Source organism: Gordonia terrae (genome assembly GCF_001698225.1).
GTDB classification, from domain to species: domain Bacteria; phylum Actinomycetota; class Actinomycetes; order Mycobacteriales; family Mycobacteriaceae; genus Gordonia; species Gordonia terrae.
Map to the genome: position 1 here is coordinate 1,561,180 of NZ_CP016594.1, position 17,898 is coordinate 1,579,077.

At 68.0% G+C, this 17,898-nt stretch carries 15 protein-coding genes and 1 tRNA gene; 8 read left to right on the top strand and 8 right to left on the bottom strand.

All coding sequences use genetic code 11. The features are described 5' to 3' along the window. The first annotated feature begins 18 nt into the window (after positions 1–18). Positions 19–1,620 carry a PucR family transcriptional regulator gene (locus tag BCM27_RS07115; protein ID WP_004020133.1) on the top strand — a complete coding sequence of 534 codons (1,602 nt, stop codon included), beginning with the start codon at positions 19–21 and terminating at the stop codon, positions 1,618–1,620. A gap of 43 nt (positions 1,621–1,663) precedes the next feature. Further along, entirely contained in the window at positions 1,664–2,560 is an 897-nt protein-coding gene (locus tag BCM27_RS07120; RefSeq protein ID WP_033203854.1) for an SDR family NAD(P)-dependent oxidoreductase, read from the top strand. A 21-nt stretch (positions 2,561–2,581) separates the two neighbouring features. Here the strand turns inward: BCM27_RS07120 and BCM27_RS07125 are convergent, their stop codons facing one another. From BCM27_RS07125 to BCM27_RS07140, 4 genes are all read right to left on the bottom strand, one after another. Further along, positions 2,582–2,995, bottom strand: coding sequence for a MerR family transcriptional regulator (locus BCM27_RS07125; RefSeq protein WP_004020131.1), 414 nt, complete (start codon positions 2,993–2,995; stop codon positions 2,582–2,584). A 20-nt stretch (positions 2,996–3,015) separates the two neighbouring features. Further along, a complete protein-coding gene (locus BCM27_RS07130; protein WP_004020130.1) occupies positions 3,016–4,515 on the bottom strand; it encodes a SulP family inorganic anion transporter in 1,500 nt (499 codons plus the stop codon). A 158-nt stretch (positions 4,516–4,673) separates the two neighbouring features. Next, positions 4,674–6,845 carry a glutamine synthetase III family protein gene (locus tag BCM27_RS07135; RefSeq protein ID WP_004020129.1) on the bottom strand — a complete coding sequence of 724 codons (2,172 nt, stop codon included), beginning with the start codon at positions 6,843–6,845 and terminating at the stop codon, positions 4,674–4,676. A 198-nt stretch (positions 6,846–7,043) separates the two neighbouring features. Then, a complete protein-coding gene (locus BCM27_RS07140; RefSeq protein ID WP_033203700.1) occupies positions 7,044–9,005 on the bottom strand; it encodes a gamma-glutamyltransferase family protein in 1,962 nt (653 codons plus the stop codon). Between the two features lie 137 nt (positions 9,006–9,142). On the opposite strand from BCM27_RS07140, the gene BCM27_RS07145 reads away from it, so the two are divergent. Beyond that, on the top strand, positions 9,143–9,589 hold the full coding sequence (locus tag BCM27_RS07145) for an SRPBCC family protein (protein ID WP_004020126.1): 447 nt from the start codon (positions 9,143–9,145) through the stop codon (positions 9,587–9,589). Between the two features lie 8 nt (positions 9,590–9,597). Here the strand turns inward: BCM27_RS07145 and BCM27_RS07150 are convergent, their stop codons facing one another. Further along, a complete protein-coding gene (locus BCM27_RS07150) occupies positions 9,598–11,211 on the bottom strand; it encodes an MFS transporter (RefSeq protein WP_004020125.1) in 1,614 nt (537 codons plus the stop codon). Positions 11,212–11,263: 52 nt separating this feature from the next. Continuing rightward, positions 11,264–11,929 (bottom strand): TetR/AcrR family transcriptional regulator, encoded by a 666-nt coding sequence (locus tag BCM27_RS07155; RefSeq protein ID WP_004020124.1) that lies wholly within the window; start codon positions 11,927–11,929, stop codon positions 11,264–11,266. A gap of 150 nt (positions 11,930–12,079) precedes the next feature. On the opposite strand from BCM27_RS07155, the gene BCM27_RS07160 reads away from it, so the two are divergent. Further along, positions 12,080–13,303 (top strand): oxygenase MpaB family protein, encoded by a 1,224-nt coding sequence (locus BCM27_RS07160; RefSeq protein WP_004020123.1) that lies wholly within the window; start codon positions 12,080–12,082, stop codon positions 13,301–13,303. Positions 13,304–13,310: 7 nt separating this feature from the next. Here the strand turns inward: BCM27_RS07160 and BCM27_RS07165 are convergent, their stop codons facing one another. Next, the gene (locus BCM27_RS07165) at positions 13,311–14,642 is read right to left on the bottom strand and encodes an acyltransferase (protein WP_004020122.1); all 1,332 of its coding nucleotides are present in this window, start codon (positions 14,640–14,642) and stop codon (positions 13,311–13,313) included. A 259-nt stretch (positions 14,643–14,901) separates the two neighbouring features. On the opposite strand from BCM27_RS07165, the gene BCM27_RS07170 reads away from it, so the two are divergent. Further along, a tRNA-Arg gene (locus tag BCM27_RS07170) sits at positions 14,902–14,977 on the top strand. A 43-nt stretch (positions 14,978–15,020) separates the two neighbouring features. On the opposite strand, the gene BCM27_RS07175 is transcribed toward BCM27_RS07170, so the two are convergent. Further along, positions 15,021–15,983: a GlxA family transcriptional regulator gene (locus BCM27_RS07175; RefSeq protein ID WP_033203698.1), complete on the bottom strand. Its 963-nt coding sequence runs from the start codon at positions 15,981–15,983 to the stop codon at positions 15,021–15,023. Between the two features lie 82 nt (positions 15,984–16,065). Between BCM27_RS07175 and BCM27_RS07180 the strand changes: the two genes are divergently transcribed. From BCM27_RS07180 to cobF, 3 genes are read left to right on the top strand one after another with little or no spacing between them, the layout of a single operon-like run. After that, positions 16,066–16,290 (top strand): hypothetical protein, encoded by a 225-nt coding sequence (locus BCM27_RS07180; protein WP_004020120.1) that lies wholly within the window; start codon positions 16,066–16,068, stop codon positions 16,288–16,290. Positions 16,291–16,320: 30 nt separating this feature from the next. Next, positions 16,321–17,130, top strand: a complete 810-nt coding sequence (locus BCM27_RS07185; RefSeq protein ID WP_004020119.1) for an SDR family oxidoreductase — start codon at positions 16,321–16,323, stop codon at positions 17,128–17,130. 2 nt (positions 17,131–17,132) lie between these two features. Further along, a complete protein-coding gene (gene cobF, locus BCM27_RS07190; RefSeq protein WP_004020117.1) occupies positions 17,133–17,894 on the top strand; it encodes a precorrin-6A synthase (deacetylating) in 762 nt (253 codons plus the stop codon). The last annotated feature ends 4 nt before the right edge of the window (positions 17,895–17,898 follow it).

A 17,898-nucleotide genomic window follows, 5' to 3' on the forward strand; every position in this document is an offset into this window, starting at 1 on the left:
CGTCGTAGCCTTGTCCGTATGGACAAGACCGCGGGCATCGCTCTGGGACGGCTGGTCCTGGCCCTGGATCAGACCGTCGCGACCTTGGTCTCGTCCCCGCGCGGGCTCGACGCCCCGGTGTCGACGCTGGCGATGGTCGACACCGACGATCTCCACTACGGGCTCGGGCGTGCGGCGCGATCGGCCGATCTCTTCCTTCTCGTCGGACTCGGCGACGAGATCGGTGTCGAATGGCTCGGTGACCTCGGTGCGCATCGCCCGGTGGCCGTGCTGACCAAGAGCTCGACACCGGCGTTGATCGGTCTAACCGAGCGGCTGGGGATCGCGGTCATCGCCATCGACCCGCACGCCCGCTGGGAACGGATCTACAACCTCGTCACCCGGGTGCTCGACGCTCGATCCCATCCGGCCGGGGACGGCGAGTCCATGGAGTCCGGGAGCACCGGCGACCTGTTCCAGCTCGCAGCCGAGGTCGCCCGGCGGACCGGAGGCCTGGTGAGCATCGAGGACGAGCATGCGCACGTCCTGGCCTACAGCTCGGCCGGTGACGAGGCCGATGAGTTGCGCCGGCTGTCGATCCTGGGCCGGGAGGGTCCGCCCGAGATGCTCGCCTGGTTGCGGGAGTGGGGCGTGATGGACGCGGTACGGCAGTCGTCCGGGGTCGTGACCGTCGACGCGCGTGCCGATCTGGGGTTGCAGCCGAGACGCGCGGTGGCGATCCGGCCGGCACCCACCGCCCGACCGAGCGGCTCCGGCGACGTCCTGCTGGGGGTCGTCTGGCTGCAGGAGGGATCTCGTCCGCCGGCCCGCGACACCGACGAGGTGCTCGTCGGAGCCGCAGCCGTTGCGGCACGGATCATCTCGCGGCGCCGCTCCGCCGGCTCCGACCACGATGAGCGGGTGCGGCGGCTCCTCGGTGTGGGCGGCGAACCAGTCGACACCGATCGTCTCGCCGCCCAGCTCGGCATCGCGCCGTCGGCGACCGTGACGATCGCCGGGTTCGCCACCCCCGACGGCATCCGCGGGGGACAGGTCTCGGCACTGATGTTGCACGCCAGCGCATTCAGTCCACTCTCGGTGACGGTCACCATCGGCGACCGCGCCTACGCCGTGCTGCCGGGGGTCGCGCTCGACGACGCCGTCACATGGGCCCGGGTCGCCGTCGGCGCGGCCGACCGGCAGTTCGCGGTGCCGGCCCGCGCCGTGGTCGCCGGTCCCGACAGCATCTCCACCGCAACCGAGCTGCGCCACTCGATCGACCGCGTGCTCGATGCGGCCGGCCGGGAAGCCGACCTGATCGACGATGTCACCACGGTCGAGCGATCCCGCACCGGTGTGTTGCTCGGCGAGATCATCGGATTGCTCTCGGAGAACCCTGATCTCGTCGACGACCGGGTCACCGGCCTCGTCGATCTCGACGCCCGCAGCGGCAGTGCCTTCACCGCGTCACTGCGCGCCTACCTCGATCACTTCGGTGACGTCCGTGGGGCGGCCGCGGCACTGCATGTCCACCCGAACACGTTGCGCTATCGCCTACGTCGGATCCAGGCCCTCACCGGGATGGACCTCGACGATCCGGCGACGCGTCTCGTCGTGGCGCTGTCGCTACGTGTCCGGTGAGGGCGGCACAGCGAGTCCGAGTGTCACCCGCCCGGGAGATCCGATGGGTACCGTGGCGCCCATGCCGTCCTCGTCGAAGTCCCTGTCCGACCTCGCCGGCCGGCGGGTGGTCGTCACCGGTGCGACGAACGGCATCGGGATGGCCACCGCCGCGGCGCTCGCCCGGGCCGGAGTGCGGGTGGTGTTGGCCGTCCGCGACACCGAACTCGGCGCACGACGCGCACGGGAGTTCGGCGGCGAGTGCGAGGTGCTCCGACTCGATCTCGCCGACCTCGCCTCGGTGCGGGCCTTCGTCGCCGAACTCGACGGTCCGGTCGATGTACTCGTCAACAACGTCGGGATGTTTCCGCACCAGCGCAGGACGACGCCGGACGGGTTCGAACTGGGCATCGGCACGAACTTCCTCGGCCCGTTCGCCCTGACGAACCTCCTGCTGCCGCGTATCCGACGGCAGGTCGTGTCGGTGGGTTCCGAGGGGCACCGCCACGCCCGCATCGACCCCGCCGATCTCGACCACCGACACACCCGGTGGTCGGCACCCCGGGCCTACGCCGCGTCCAAGCTGGCGGTGATGCTGTGGGGCCTCGAACTCGACCGGCGATTGCGCGCGGTCGGGTCACCGGTGACCTCGATGCTCACGGACCCGGGCTGGGCCGCGTCGAACATCTCGAACAAGCCGGGCCTGGGAGTCCTGCACCGGGCGGCCCAGGGTCTGGCTGGAGTGCTCGGCAACGATCTCACCGCCGGGGCGGCACCCACGCTGCACTGTCTGACCGAACCCATCCCGCCGGGCAGCTATGTGGGGGTCGACGGACTGTGGGGACTGCGCGGCCGGCCGGTGCTGTCGGGCCGCGCCCGCATCGCGTGCGATTACGAACTGGCCGGCAGTCTGTGGAGCAAGGCCGAGAATCGCACCGGCACCCGGTGGCCGTTGGGGTAGGGCTCGCGTCGCCCTGCCGGGTCACGCCAGATCGGTCAGTCGATCCGACAGCTGGGCGGTGAGTTCGTGCGCATAGTGCACCTGCCGCTCCAGTTTCTCGCATGCAAGTCGGGCGCGCTGCCGGAACTCCGCGATCGCGTCGAGTGCCGCTCGCCGGTCCTCCGGTGCCGCGTCGCTGTCGTCGAGAACGCTCTCGGCGTGCAGGAGTTCACGCATGTCATCGAGCGTGAACCCGAGTGGTTTCATCCGCCGGATCACGAACAGCCGATCGATGTCGGCACGTGTGTACAACCGGAACCCCCCGGCCGAACGCGCGGACGGCACGACCAGGCCGACCTCGTCGTAGTGGCGGATGGTCTTGATGGACAACCCGGTTTCCGTCGCCACCGCGCCGATCTGCAGATGGCCGGTGGTCTCGGTCCCTCCGTCGGTCACGACCCGCCCTCTCTACCCGGTCAGCCTTCGCCGCCGAGCCGGCCACTGAGACGCCGATGGCGCTCGGCGCTGTGGCCGTCGAGGCCGACGATGGTGGCGGTCTTGCCCTTGGCTGCGTACTTGGTGGTGATCGCATCGAGGGTAGCGACCGTCGACGCGTCCCAGATGTGCGCCTCGCTCATGTCGATCACGACGTCGTCCGGGTCGCCGGCGTAGTCGAACTGGTAGACGAGGTCGTTGCTGGAGGCGAAAAACAGTTCGCCCCGCACCGCATAGACCCGGGTTCCGGGTTCGGGGTCGGCGACCTCGACCACCTCGGTGACGTGTGCGACCCGGCGCGCGAACAGCACCATCGCCGTGAGGACACCCACGATCACGCCGTAGGCCAGATTGTGGGTCGCCACGGTGACGACGACGGTCGCGACCATCACCGCGGTCTCGCTCTTGGGCATGCGCCGCAACGTCTTCGGGTTGACGCTGTGCCAGTCCAGAGTGCCCACCGACACCATGATCATGACCGCGACGAGAGCCGCCATGGGGATCAGGGCGACGATGTCGCCCAGCCCGACGACCAGGATGAGTAGGAACAGTCCGGCCAGGAACGTCGAGATCCGGGTGCGCGCCCGGGACTCCTTGACGTTGATCATGGTCTGGCCGATCATCGCGCACCCGCCCATCCCGCCGAAGAGGCCGGTCACGATGTTGGCGATGCCCTGCCCGGTGGCCTCACGCGTCTTGTCGGAATGGGTGTCGGTGAGGTCGTCGACGAACTTGGCGGTCATCAGCGACTCGAGCAGGCCGACGAGTGCCATGGTGAACGCGTACGGCGCGATGACCGAGATCGTGTCCCACGTCAGCGGGACGTCGGGGAAGAACAACGTGGGGAGGCTGTCGGGTAGTTCGCCCTCGTCGCCGACGTCGGGGACGGCGAAGCCGACCGCCAGGGTGACCGCGGTGAGCAGCACGATCGCCACGAGCGGTGACGGGATCGCCGAGGTGAGCCGGGGGAGACCGACGATGATCGCGAGTCCCGCTGCGACGAGGGGATAGACCAGCCACGGAACGCCCAGCAGGTGCGGCAGTTGGGCGGTGAAGATCAGGATCGCCAGCGCGTTGACGAACCCGACCATCACGCTGCGCGGGATGAAGCGCATGAGTCGCGCGACCCCCAGGGCACCGAGGACGATCTGGATGACACCGGCCAGGAGCACCGCCGCAATCAGATGGTCCAAGCCGTGACTGGCGACCAGGGGCGCCACCACGAGCGCCACGGCGCCGGTGGCCGCCGAGATCATCGCCGGACGGCCCCCGACGATCGCGATCGTCACCGCCATCGTGAACGAGGCGAAGAGACCCACCCGCGGGTCGACCCCGGCGATGATCGAGAACGAGATCGCCTCGGGGATGAGTGCGAGTGCGACGACGAGACCGGCGAGGACCTCGGTACGCAGCCGTCGTGGGGACCGCAGGGTCGCCAGTACCGACTGTCGGCGGGCAGGGGTCAGCACCTCGGCGGTCACGGCGTCTCCATCTTCGCGAGCGATCAGAACGGATGTCGCGCAGTGACTCACACACCTCGCCGGATCGTCGGCGACGATGGCGACCGGGGCCGACCCTACGGACGCGGCAACTGTACCCTTACGGGAGGGTAGATATCCACACCCGGTCGGTTGCGCGCCTAGAGGATCGTGAGCATCTCGTTGTAGGTCGGCAGGGGCCAGAGGTCGTCGGCGACGATGGATTCGAGGGTGTCGGCAACCTCGCGAACCGTGGCCATGGCCGGGATGAGGGTCTCCAGCGCGTACGTCGACTCGTCGAGTGTGGACTCGCCGTGCATCCCGGCGATGCCGGCATCCAGCGTCGCCAACCCCTCGTGCAGCGCGCCGATCAGGCCGGTCAGCTCCTCGAGCAGCGGTGTGGGAGCGTCGATCCCGGCCATCTTGAGCGACGCCGCGGTGCCCGCGAGTTCACCCTGGTAACGGATCGCGGCCGGCATGATCATCGTCTTGGCGATCTCCGCGGTCTCCTTGGCTTCCACGAGGAGGGTCAGCGCGTAGTACTCGAAGATGACGTCTTCCCGGGCCTCGAGTTCGCGGGCCGACAGCACGCCGTACTTCTCGAAGATCTCGATGACCTCCGGCGAGGTGTACTCCGTCACCGCGTCGACCGTCGTCCGCAGGTTCTTGAGGCCGCGGGCGGCCGCCTCCTCCTGCCATTCGTCGGAGTAACCGTTGCCGTTGAAGATGACCGCCCCGTGCGAATTGACGATCTCCTGCAACACCTTCTGAACGGCGTCCGCGAGATCGAGCCCGTCGGCGAGGAGCTTCTCGAGGTCGGCGGCGATCACATCGATCGAGTCGGCGAGGATGGTGTTGATGGCGACCATCGGATCCGAGATCGACTGGTTGGAACCCGGTGCGCGGTACTCGAATCGGTTGCCGGTGAACGCGAACGGACTCGTGCGGTTGCGATCTCCCGGATCGGCCGTCAGCGGCGGGAGGGTGTCGACGCCGAGTTCGATGACGCCCGCGGCCTTGGAGCCGGTCGCACCGCCCTTGGCGATCTGCTCGAACACATCCATCAGCTGTTCGCCCAGGAAGATCGAGATGATCGCCGGCGGAGCCTCGTTGGCCCCCAGTCGATGGTCGTTCGAGGCGGACGCGACCGCGGCACGCAACAGTCCGCCGTAGAGGTGGACCGCGCGGATGATCGCGCCGCAGAAGGTCAGGAACTGCATGTTCTCGTGCGGGGTGTCGCCCGGGTTCAGCAGATTGCCCTGGGTGGAGTTGCCGAGCGAGAAGTTCACGTGCTTGCCCGAGCCGTTGACGCCGGAGAACGGCTTCTCGTGCAGCAGACACTTCATGCCGTACTTCTCGGCGACGGCCTTCATCGTGGTCATCATCAGTTGCTGGTGGTCGTGGGCGAGAACCGACCGTTCGAAGACCGGCGCGATCTCGAACTGGCCGGGCGCGACCTCGTTGTGTCGCGTCTTCGCCGGGATCCCCTGCTTGAACAGCTCGCGGTCGAGCTCGATCATGAAGGACAACACGCGCTCGGGGATGGCGCCGAAGTAGTGGTCGTCGAACTCCTGACCCTTCGACGGCGGTGCGCCGAACAGGGTCCGGTTGCAGGTCATGAGATCCGGTCGGGCATAGAAGAAGTGCTCGTCGATCAGGAAATACTCCTGTTCGGCGCCCGCGTACGAGACGACGGTGTCGACGTTGTCGTGACCGAACAACCGGAGCAGCCGCATCGCCTGCTTGCTCATCGCCTGCTGGCTGCGCAGCAGCGGGGTCTTCTTGTCGAGGGCCTCACCGGTCCACGAGATGAAGATCGTCGGGATGCAGAGCGTGTTGCCGTTCGGGTTCTCCAGGAGGTACGCGGGACTGGTGACATCCCAGCCCGTGTAACCGCGGGCCTCGAAGGTCCCGCGCAGGCCGCCGTTGGGGAAGCTCGACGCGTCGGGCTCGCCCTGCATCAGCGTCTTGCCCGCGAACTCGGCGAGAGATGCACCGGTGGAATCGGGTTCGAGGAACGAATCGTGTTTCTCGGCGGTGAATCCGGTCAGCGGATAGAACACGTGGGCGTAGTGGGTGGCGCCCCTCTCGATGGCCCAGTCCTTCATCGCCACCGCGACGTAGTCGGCCAGGGTGGGGTCGAGCGCACAACCGGTGTCGACGGTCGCGGCCACCGCCTTGAAGACGTGCTTCGGCAGCCGCTTCTTCATCACCGACAGGCTGAACACATTGCGCCCGAACGTGTCTGCCAGCGGTTCGGTGAACCCCGGTGCCGAGCAGTCGTAGGTTGTCACGGCCTCGATCGCCTGTCGGCGGGACATGCTGCCACTCATGGTTACTCCTGGATGATCTCGGCCCCCACGTGCGCGGGGGTCGCACGACGACGTCGCCACGTCGTTGTCGCAGATGCGAGCGACTCGACGCTATGAGCTGGGTGTATGCGCTCGATTGCCCCCGTGTGACGCCGAGGAAAACTACTTGCCCCGGAACCGGTTGAGGCAGTGTCGAACCCGGAACGAGGCCAGGACGGGTCAGCGCAGGGTCGCGTCGTCGCCCATCACGGCACCTTCGCGACGCGGATCGGCGCCGCCGATCCAACCGCCGTCCTGCCGGAGCAACGCGCTGAGACCGCTCGACTGCTCCTCGATCGACACCTCGGCGCCGCGCTCCCGCAGGCCTCGGACCAGGGGATCTCCGGCGCCGTCGTCGGTGGTGTCGACCAGGGGGTGTTCACCGCCGACGTTCGAGGTCGGAGTGTTGGCCGAGCCGAAGTCGATCATCGACACGGCCTGCTGTGGGTCGAGTCCCCAGTCCAGCATCCCGACGATCGTCTTGATCACGAACTGGATGATCACCGACCCGCCGGGTGAGCCGAGGGCTGCGACCACCTCGGCGGGAGCGCCGTCGGCGCCCGGTTGCAGGACGAGGGTGGGAGCCATCGACGACCGTGGCCGTTTGCCGGGCGACACCCGGTTGGCGAGCAGCGTGCCGTCGTCGTCGCGGGGCTCCGCGGAGAAGTCGGTCAGCTGATTGTTGAGCAGGAAGCCGTCGACCATGTGGTAGCTCCCGAACGCGGATTCGATCGTCGTCGTCATGGAGGCGACGTTCCCGTAGCGGTCGGTGACGGTGATGTGGCTGGTCCCGTGTTCGGAACCGGCATACGACCCCAGGGGCACCGGCCCGAGGTCGCCCGCCGGGGCCTCGCCGAGCGATGAGTCGGGCTTGATGAGTGCCGCGCGCGATCGGAGATAGGCCGGGTCGAGGATGGTCGCCACCCCTCGTCCGGGGAGGGGGACGAAATCGGGGTCGGCCACGTACTTGTCGCGATCGGCGTAGGCGAGCCGCTCGGCCTCGGTGACGAGATGCACGGCGGCCGGGTCGGGGCGTCCGCCATCGGCGTCGACGTCGGTCGGGGGCATCGACGGGAGGTCGAAGTTCTCGAGGATGCCCAGTGCCGACGCCACGGCGATCCCGCCCGACGACGGCCCGGGCATGGCCACGATCTGGCGTCCGCGATACGTCGTCACGACCGGGTCCCGGACGAGTGCGCGATACCCGCGGAGATCCTGCACCGTCATCAGACTCGGCGTCATGCCGCCCGCGGTGGACCCGGCCTCGGCGACGATGGCGTCGGCGAGCGGCCCGTCGTACAGGGCGCCGGCGCCGTCGGCGGCCAGCGCGCCGAGCGTTTTCGCGTAGGCCGGGTTGACGAGCCTGGTGCCGGCCGCCTTGGGGGAGCCGTCGGCGGCGAGGAAGTACGCGCGCGCATCCTCGTCGACGGCGAGTTCGGCCGCGGACGCGGCGATCGCGGTCGCGAGCCGCGGGCTGATGTCGAAGCCGTTGTCTGCCAAGCGCACTGCGGGTTCGAACAGGTCACGCCAGGCGTGCCCGCCGAACTCGCCGTGGACCGTCTCCAGCATCCGCATCACGCCCGGCACCCCGATGGACCGGCCTGAGGCGCGGGCGCTCGGCACGGGCGGCGCGGGATCGTCCGGGCTGATCCGGGTCAGGTAGGACTCCGTGGCGGCGGCCGGGGCCGTCTCGCGCCCGTCGAAGGCCCGAACACTCTTCGACGCCGCGTCGTAGTAGAGGGCGAAGGCGCCACCACCGATGCCGGACGACTGTGGTTCGACGAGGCCGAGAACCAGCTGCGCGGCGACCAGGGCATCGGCGGCCGTGCCGCCGTCACGCAGGACCTCACAGGCGGCGCGGGTGGCGAGCGGATTCGCCGTTGCCGCCGCATATGTCGTGGTGACGACGGGCCTCATCCCGGTTCGGAACCCCGAGGCCACTTCCGGTCTGGTGGCGATGTCGGTCGGTGCGGCGGACACCGACCGGGCGTCGATCATCTCTCCGTTGGGGATCTCGGCGCAGGTGATCGGATTCGCTTCCGGCGGGGCCGAATCCGTGCCGCACGCGGTCGCGATCAGGGCGGTGGCCAACGCCGCGGACAGCGCGCGCACGATGACAGGGACTCCGCGACGGGGCGTCATCGACCAAGCGTACTGGCGATCGGCCGTCCGCGAGGAGAACCGGGTCGGGTGGTTCAGGTGAGTCGGGGGAGCGCATAGGGTCGAGGCGGTAGGGCCGCACCGGCACGGTCGGCCGAACGAGACGAACGGGGAGAATCGTGGGAGTGGTACGGCATCAGGCGCGGATCGACGGGCCGCGTGAGCGGGTGTTCGAGTACGTCGACGGGTATCAGAACGTCAGCGAGTACATGTTCGGGGTGACTCGTTTCGAACCCACCACCGAGCAGACGAGCGGACTGGGCGCGACCTTCGCGGTGACCATCGATGTCGGTCCCAAGGCGCTGAAGTCGATCGTCAAGTGCACCGAATACGTCGAGAACGAACTGATCGCACTGGAGGCGATCGAAGGGTTCGGGGCGAACACCAGGTGGCGATTCGCCGACGCGGACGGTGGATCGGGAACAGACCTGGACGTCGAATTCTCCTACACCCTCCCGGGCGGGATGGCAGGCAAACTCCTCGGCAAGATCATCGGCCCGTTCGCGGCCCAGGCCGTGCGCCACACCGAGGTGACCATCGGCAAGAAGGTCGGCGCCACCGGCTGACCGCCGGTTCAGGCCGCCTCCCGGTCGGCGGGCTCGGGTATCCGGTTCGGCAGGTGTCGCGAGAACAGCAACGCCAGGACGAGGAGACCGAACACGACGAACAGTGCCTGCTGCAGCGCCGCGATCTGCGAGTCCGCGTAAGCCTCGGACACCGCCTGTGCGGACTCCGACGAGCCGCCCGCATCGAGAACGAGGGTGCGGGCCTCGTCGGCGGAGATGATCGGTACGCCCGCGGCGTCGACCGTGCTGACGATCTGCTGCTGATCCGCCGCGGGGAGGTTCTCGGTGTCGTTGACCGCCGACACGAAGCCCGACGAGAGCATGAGGAGAAAGACCGAACCTGCCACCGCGGTGCCGAATGACGACCCCAGGTTCTGGAACGTGCCCTGGAGACCGCCGACCTCGGAGGTGTCCTTCTCCTCGACCGCGGACATGTTGACGTTACCCAGCTGCGAGGCGAGCAGTCCGAATCCCGCGCCCACCACGAACATTCCCGCCGCGAACACGGCGCTGCGCAGGTCGGTTCCCACCGACGCGATGACGAGGAGTGTCCCCAGCGCCATCGTGATCTGCCCGCCCCGGGCGATGAACCGCGCGGAACGTCGTGCGGTGAGCCAGGATCCGAGGATCGAGAACAAGATGAGACCGACCGAGAGCGGCAGGATCTTCACCCCGGTCTGCAGTGCGTCGCGCCCGAGCATCGTCTGCAGGTACACCGGGACCACGAAGAACAGGGCCGCGATCGCGAAGTACTGGGCGAGGAAACCGCCGAGTCCGCTACGCAGAGGGGCGATCCGGAACAACTCGACCCGTAGCAGCGGCTGTCGGCCGGAGTCGGCGAGAGTACGTTGCCGTAGGACGAACAGCCAGAGTACGACGACTCCGAGGAGCAGCAGGTAGGCGACCGGCGAGACCCCGAGCGGGGCGATCGCGTCCCCGCCGATCTCCGGCGGGTGCTGCGGTTTCAGCCACCCCCAGGTCTTCGACTGGAGGACGCCGTAGACGATCAACGCCAGACCGCCGGCGGAGGCCACGACACTCAGCGGGTCGATGCGCACGTTCGCGTCCCGGGGGACGTCGCGGATCAGCTTGGCCGCGAACAGGACCGCCACCATCACCACCGTCTCGGCGACGAACACGTAGCGCCACGACAGGTAGGTGGTCATCACGCCACCGAGGAGCGGGCCGATGGCCGCGGCCAGCCCGGTGACCGCGCCCAGGATCGAGAATGCGGTGACACGCGCCTTGCCGGTGTAGTTGATGGCGGCCAGCGATGCGATCGCGGGGATCACCAGAACCGCGCCAAGTCCCTCGACGAGCGACCACCCGATCAACAGGACGGTCAGGTTGGGACTCAGCGCCGTGGTCAATGACCCGATGCCGTAGATGACCGCACCGATCTTGAAAGCTCGTGCGCGGCCCATCAAGTCGCCCAGCTTGCCGCCGGTCAACATGAACGCGGCCATCGTGAGCGCGTAGCAGGTGATCGCGGCCTGCATGCCGGTGATCGAGGTCCCCAGGTCGTCGGCCACCACTGAGATCGACACGTTCATCACGGTGCTGTCGAGCACCATGACGAACTGGGAGATGGCCAGGATGATGATCACAGACCAAGAGCGCATCGTCAGTCTCCTCAGATGTGGTGAGCGCTCTGATCTTTACAGGTTCGGGCCGTTACCGCGTGGGATTGAGCATCGGTACGAGGAACTGACGCGCGACGGTGGCGAGCTGCTCGTCGTCGGTGATGTCGACGACACGACTGGGCACGGTGAGGAACGACGCCGACACGCGGACCATCATCTCGGCCACGAGATCGACGTCCAGCTGATCGGAGATGTTGCCCGCCACTTGTTCTCGACGCAGCTGCGCGGCGACGAAATGCTGCACCGTCGCGAGCAGCATGCCGTCCCCGCCGATCATCGATTCGATGAGCATGCTCGGTTCGGCGTCGCTGATCTCGCCGATCAGCGGATTGCCGGAGATGGCGCGGAGTGAACCGACGAAGCCGAACACGACACGGTCGGCGACGGTTTCGGCACGGGGTATCTCCGCGCGGAAGCGGTCGAAGTACCGGCGGAACTCGCGCAGCACCACCTGGTCGACGAGTGCGTCCTTGGTGGCGAACTTCCGATACAGGGTCACCCGCGTGACACCCGCGCTCTTGGCGACCTTCTCCATCGGCGTGCGTTGGACGCCCAGTCGGCAGAACAGTTCGAAGGCCGCGTCGAGGAGGCGCTCGGCGGTCGGGTCGGCCGCTCCCTCGGACGGTGTCGAGGACTCGAGAAACGCGCGCTGGAGTAGTGAACTCGACAGTGAGGCGCCGGTCGGCTGCGTGGTCACCTGGTCACCCCCTTCGTCTCATGATGACCGCCTGGGCTTCCATGATCGCAAAAATCGCGAAACACATGTGTCCTGGACCACCCGGTGGTAACAATGATACAAGGATACGTTGTTTGTCACATTGATACATGGAAGTGGTGGGACGGGGTCATGGAAGATCTGAACAGGCGGAATCTCATACGCGCCGGCGGTGTCGTCGGTGCGGCCGGCGCGGTGGCCGCGCTCTCGCAGACGACACCATGGACGTGGTCGCCGGCGAACTCGGTGCCCGGCCGAGGCCGCGGCGCGGATCCGCGGCAGCTGTGGGACGACGAGGCGGATCCGGTGATCGCCAAGGTCATCGACAGCGGACAGGTACACAAGGTCAACCGGCTGCTGCGCACGTGGCATCGTAACTCGCAGCCGCTGCCGGCCGGGCTGCCCTCGGAACTGCGCGACTTCATGGAGTACGCGCGCCAGTTGCCGTCGTGGACCGACCAGGCCAAGCTCGCCGACGCGGTCCGCTTCAACCAGAAACGCGGAACCTACCTCGGCGTCCTGTACGGCTTCGCCAGCGGCATGATGAGCACGGTCATCCCGCGCGAGGCCCGGTCGGTGTACTACTCCAAGGGCGGGTGGGACCTCAAGGACCGGATCACCAAGACCGCCAAGCTCGGTTACGACATCGGCTCGCTGAACGCCTACCAGCCCGGCGGCGAGATGGTCGTGACGTGCGTCAAGACGCGCATGGCCCACGCCGGCGTGCGGCATCTCCTGCCGCAGTCGCCGCACTGGGTGCACGGGGCGACGGAGAAGAAGCCGATCAGCCAGGCCGACATCATGGTCACCTGGCACAGTCTGCCCACGACGGTCATGCGCAACTTCGACAAGTGGAACGTCCCCATCGCCGCCGACGAGTCCGCCGGGTTCCTGCACTCGTGGCAGATCAGCGCCTACATGCTGGGCGTGAAGGACGAGTACATCCCCGCCTCGTGGGACGCCGCCGACTCGCAGGCGCGGCAGGTCCTCGATCCGATCCTGGCGCCGACCCCGGAGGGCCGCAAGCTCGCCGACATGCTGCTGGATCTCGGCATGAACCTCGATCTCTCACTGATCTCGCGGGGCGTGCTGGGAGCGCTCACGAGATTCGTGCTCGGCGACCAGGTCGCCAACTGGTACCAGATCCCGCGCGAGCCCGTGTGGAGCCCGCTGCTCGAGACGGCGTGGGGTCCGTACGTGCAGATCCGCGAGGGCCTGCTGAACGTCGGCATGCCGCGGGAGGCGTACTGGCTGTTCGACGAATTCCTCCGCCAGTTCGTGCTCTTCTACATGTCCGAACTCCGGATGCCGATCAACATCGAGATCCCGGTGATCAACAACCCGAAGTACAAGTAGCCCACGCCTAGTCGGCGGACACCTGCGCAGCCCCCGCCGACTCGCCGACTTCCACCGCCCGGTCCTGCTCCTTCTTGTTCCGCTTCGGGAACAGGGGGATGCGGGGTCGGGCGGTCAGCCATTTGCTGAACGGCAGACGCAGGAGGAGGTCGACGAGTGCCAGCGATGCCGCCAGCACCAAGGCGATCAAGATGATCGAGCGCAGGACCGCCGAGTGCGGGAACCAGTCGAAGAGCCCGCTGAGGAATCCCACGCGGCCCAGGATGTCGAGGATCAGCGGGTGGACCGCGAAAACCCCGAACGCGCGGAGCGTGGCCTGCGACACCAGCTTTCCGCCGGCCGGGCGCCCGGCGGCGCGTCGGTCATCCCAGACGAGACCGATCAGCCAGAGCAGGACGAAGCCGCCGACGAACCAGGGCAGTGACACCGGGTTCCAGGCCGTGTTGGCCTTCCACGGCACATTGCCCGGTGAGGTCGCGAGCAGGTAGCCGGCGATGGTGAACGCGGCGCAACCCGCCGCCACCAGGACGACCGTGGCCATGTGGTCGCGCAGCCAACGGTCGACGGCCTCGCGGTGCTGCGCGGCCAGGACACCCATCGCCACGAAGAGCGCGTACATCGGGAGCGTCTTCCACAGATGCTGGTACGCGACGTCCCATGCATGACCGGAGGGTCGGGGGAGGTACTGGTAGACGACGAACACCAGGAGCTGGATCGCGGTCGCGCCGGCGAGCAACAGCCACGGGCGGGTGCGGCCGCGTTCGAAGACCCATGCGATCAGCGGGAAGAACAGGTAGATCTGCATCGAGATCAACAGGAAGTACAGCTGGTACTTGCCCTCGCCCACGAGCAGGTCGTGCGCAAGCCGGGGCAGCATCTCGCCGACGGGCGGGAAGGGGTTGTCGGCCAGGATGAGGTGGTCGGTGATCGTGTAGATCAGCGTCCAGGCGAGGTAGGGGCCGACGACCAGTCCGAAACGACGGCGCCAGAACTGCCACGGCGACATCTCCCGGCCCTGCATGCTCAGCACCAGGACGTACAGCGTGACCGCGACGAAGCCGTAGCGTGTCAGATGGCACAGGGTGCCGACCAGATTCGCGCCGCGGATCTCGTCGACCCCGCCGTTGATGGCATTGACGCTGTGGGCGACGACCACGAAGGTGAACAGCACAACGCGAATGAAATCGGCGGTGTGGGCGCGTCCGCGCGGCTCGGTCGCAGGCGGGCGAGGTGCCGAACCGGCAGGACGTGGTGATGCGGCGGAGTCCGGCGACTCGGCGGTGGTGGCCGTGGTCTCGTCGTCGTCGGCGGTGCGCGCCGATCCTGATGCCGCGTGCACCAACGAAAAGACCTCCCCGGGTGAAACGGTAGAACGTATGCGGTAGGCAGTGTACGGACACAAGCTGGCAGCAACCTCAACGCCGGGGTGTTCCGAGTGGCGACAATCACAGCCGGAAATGTCCGTTTCGAGCGATGCCCCGACTATAGCGAGGATGCGCTCGGGAGCGTTGGCGGAGAGGGTGCTGCCCGGGTGAGGCGCTGACGTAGACTGCCGGATGGCCGTGCCGCGGAACCGCGGCCACGGCATCGACAACCCCGCCTTCGTAGCTCAGGGGATAGAGCAACCCTCTCCTAAAGGGTAGGTCGCAGGTTCGAATCCTGCCGAGGGCACCACACCGGTTTCGGACGGCAGGTCCATCCGCCGAGCGGTCTCGGGCTATGCATCGGCGCCGGATTTCGCGAACCGCCGACGGTAGACGAGCGGCGAGACGCCGACACTCGCGGCGAAGTGATGGCGCAGCAGCGTGGCCGACGTGAAGCCGACCCGCCGCGCCACCTCGTCGACGCTCGCGGTGGTCGACTCCAGCAGGTTCTTCGCCGAGAGCACGCGCTGCTCGGTCAGCCAGCGACGAGGCGAGATCCCGACCTCGTCGACGAACCGTCGCGCAAAGGTCCGCCCCGACATGTGCATACGGGTCGCCATGTCGTCGATGCTGATGTCGCGGTCGAGGTTCGCGGTCATCCAGGCGAGCAACGCGCCGAATCCCTCGTCGGCGCACGCCGGCATCGGCGCCTCGACGAACTGGCGTTGACCGCCGTCGCGATGCGGTGGCACGACCATCCGTCGCGCGATCCGGTTGGCGACCGCCGGCCCCCAGGACTCGCGGACGAGATGCAGTGACGCGTCGATCCCGGCGGCAGTGCCGGCGCTCGTGGTGATGGGGCCGTCGTCGACGAAGAGGACATCGGTGTCGACCTGCGCCTGGGGGAACATACGCGCCAGATCGTCGCCGTACCGCCAGTGGGTGGTGCACCGGCGACCGTCGAGGAGTCCGGCGGCACCGGCGACGAACGCGCCCGAGCAGACGGTGAGGACGCGTCCGCCGTTGTCGACGACCGCACCGATGGTGTCCAGGATCTCGTCGGGGTAGTCGCCGCTGATGCTTCCGCCGGGGATCACCACGAGATCGACGTCCCGGCACTCCGGCAGGGTGTGTGACACCTGCAGCGAGACCCCGTTGCCCACCCCGAGCGAGGATCCCGGTTCGGGGGACGCGACGCGAAAGTCGAAGGCCGGGACCCCGTCGTCGGTGCGGTCCAGGCCGAACACCTCGTGGACGACCCCGAACTCGAACAGCGCGACGCGTCCGTAGAGGAGGACGCCGACGGATTTCAACACCGCACCAGTATGGCAGATAATTTGCGAACAATGGCTTTGCTGCCACTGGTGGCGGGAAAGCCGTGGGCGAATGATTACTGCCATGACACTCCTCTTCGTTCTCGCCCTTGTCGTCGTCGTCTCGGTCGCCTGCGCGACCGGAGTGCTGGCTCTCGCCGCGCGTCGTACCCCCGCCGGACAGCGGACGCCGGGCCAGCGGATCTCCGACTGGTTCACGCGGAATCCGCGGCGGCCCTACGGCCCCGACACCGAGCGGGTCGCGGCGGAACTCAGCATCCTCACCCGCCGGTACGACAAGCTCATCTGACGCCCGGTCCGCTGCGCTACCGTTGCGGTCGTGACTTCACAGACCGTCCTCGTGACCGGCGCGACCAGTGGCATCGGCGCCGAGGTCGCCCGTCAGTTCGTCGCGCGGGGGCACCGGGTGTACGGCACCACCCGCAACCCCGACTCCGTGCGCAACCCGCTGCCGGGCGTCACCTATGTCCGGCTCGACAACGCCGACTATGCCTCCGCCGAATCGTGCGCGGCCCTCGTCGGCGAGGTCGACATCCTGATCAACAACGCCGGCGAGTCCCAGGCCGGTGCGCTCGAGGACACGTCGATGTCCGCCGTCGAAGATCTGTTCCGGGTCAACGTCTTCGGACCCATCGCGCTGACCAAGGCGGTGTTGCCCGGGATGCGTCTGCGGCGTCGCGGCACGGTCGTGATGGTGGGGTCGATGTTGTCCAGCTTCCCGGTTGCCTTCCGGTCCAACTATGCCGCGACCAAGTCGGCGCTGAAGGCGTTCGCGCTCGCGTCCCGACGCGAGCTGGCGCCGTACGGTATCCGGATGATCAGCGTCGAGCCGGGCACGATCGCGACCGGGATCGGTGATCGCCGGAGCATCCACATCGGCGACGATTCGCCGTACCGCGCCGAGTACGAGATGCTCGCCGCCGCGACGCGTCGCAACGAGGACGCGGGAATCACCGCGGAGAGCATGGCCACCCAGATCGTCGACGCCGCTCTCGCCGACCATCCGAAGCCCTTCTATGCCAAGGGCAATCAGGCGGGCCTGGTCTTCCTCCTCCGACGCCTCGCGCCGAGGCAGCTCATCCTGGATATGACCGCCCGCAAGCACGGACTCCCCAAGGTGACGATCTGACCGTGCGAATCACACTGCGCGTCATCGGGATCGGACCCGGGGGCCCGCGCCAGATCACGCTGCAGGCCATCGACGCGATGGCCGACGTCGACGCCTTCCTCGCACTCGAGAAGGGCACCGCCAAGAGCGGTCTGCTCGACGCCCGCCGCGCGATCCTCGCCGAGCATGCGCGGCAGGGTCATTCGCTGGTGGAGATCCCCGACCCGCCGCGCGACCGCGAACCGGAGAACTATGACGCCGAGGTCCGCCGCTGGCATGCTGCGCGCGCCGATCTGATCGCCACCGCGCTACGCGACGAGGTCGGTGACGGCGGCGTGGCCGCCTTCCTGGTCTGGGGCGACCCCGCACTCTACGACAGCACGCTGCGCATCGTCGACGATCTCGCGGCCCGCGACGACCTCGAACTCGTCGTGGAGGTCATCCCCGGCGTGACCAGCGCTAGCGCGCTCACCGCGGCGCACGGCATCGTCGCCAACCGCGTCGGTGAACCGATCCACACGACGACCGGCCGGCGCCTGGCGGACACGCCCGTGGGCGCCGACGCCAACCAGATCGTGATGCTCGACGCCGACCTCGCCTTCCGGCACACCGCCGACCCGGACGATCACATCTGGTGGGGTGCCTATGTCGGAACCGACGACGAGATCCTGATCAGCGGCCGGGTCGGCGAGGTCACGGACCGGATCGTCGAAGCGCGCGCCGCGGCCCGGGACCGGATCGGCTGGATCATGGACATCTATCTACTACGGAAGACGAGTCGGTAGTCGT